The sequence below is a fragment of the Bradyrhizobium sp. UFLA05-153 genome, assembly GCF_054185185.1.
This window is the reverse complement of sequence record NZ_JBBIAM010000316.1, coordinates 1-1,235: the sequence shown is the minus strand read 5'-3', so window position 1 is coordinate 1,235 and position 1,235 is coordinate 1. Positions and strand designations below refer to the sequence as shown.

Here is a 1,235-nt window from a genome sequence, read left to right as displayed (position 1 = left end):
GTCTGGAGAGTCCGCGCCAGATGACAACATTTCCGGGTGGCGGATCGGCGGCCCTGGCCAGGTAGCCACCCAATCGTGCAAGTTTGGTCAAGTAGAATGCGAGGGTTCCAGGGCGACATCGTCGATTGCCGACGTCGCTGATGAGTTCATCGAGCAATGCGATCTCGGTGTCCGTCAAGGCCATCTTCGGTGACGCGTCCGGGGCCGTGCGATTGAGCATGGTGAGCCAGAGGACGCGCCAGCTGAGAATGCAGAAGACCGCCATCAGATTAGCGAGGCGCTCCGCGGTCCGCAGTTTTGAGTCTTCCGCCCTGCAGCCCGATTTCAGGATCTTGTGGAACATCTCGATTTTCCACCGCATGGCGTACCAGTTAATCTTCTCGATTGCCTCGGAGCGTCCGCGGACGGGTAGGTCCGTGATTAGCTTCCACTCAATGGGTTTCCGGCCCTTTGGCGCACCGCGCTCGCTGGCGTGGATTACCGTCAGGTCGAGGGCGGGATAACGGTTTTGCTTTCCGATCGGAGGCAAGACCGCGATCCGCTTGAACTTGATCTCCAGCGCGGCTTTCGTCATCTCGCCCTTGTCGTCCCGCACGTCGATGTAATGCAGACCCTTGACGCTGGTCTCTTCCATCTCGGTCGCAATCGTATGGCCGCCATCGCCTGCCAGCCGATCGACGCAGGCGCGGACAAGGAAGTGAGCGCCAAGCTCTTGCGTCAGGCAATACAATTCGTAGATGTCGCTTTCGCGATCGCCGATATGAATGCAACGCTCCGGCTGTCCGAGCCGTTCGATCGATTGCCTGAGATTGTCGAGCCAACGAACGCTCTCCTTCTTCTCGATGGGAACGCGGGTCGGGTTGATCTTCTTCTTGAGTTGGGCCGTGCCTTTGAATTTTTTCCGTGTCCAGAATTTCACCGCCGCCAATCCCAGGGGGAGGCCCTCGACGGTCACCGCGAGGCTGGAATGCATCAGCATTCCGCAGACCGTGTGATGGCGCCAACGGCCACCTTTGTCCCGGCCGCTATTGATGCTCTTGGTTATGCCGATCGCGCTCGTGTTCGCGCGTTGGTAGGAGAATTCCGTGGTGTCCTGGATAAGGAGAATCGGGCCTGTACAATCATCGTAACGCGTGCGCGTGGCGGCGAAGTGGCCGCTAAGAATGTCGGCTTCCTCCACGCGCTCGTTGGCGAAGAAGCGGTAGGCTGCCTTCGTGTTCGCCCAGTCTTGGCAC

At 59.4% G+C, this 1,235-nt stretch carries 1 protein-coding gene; it reads right to left on the bottom strand.

What is annotated here, in order from left to right; genetic code table 11:
* The coding region (locus Q2941_RS51640) for an IS4 family transposase (RefSeq protein WP_458197544.1) at positions 1-1,235 on the bottom strand (1,235 nt) is incomplete at both ends.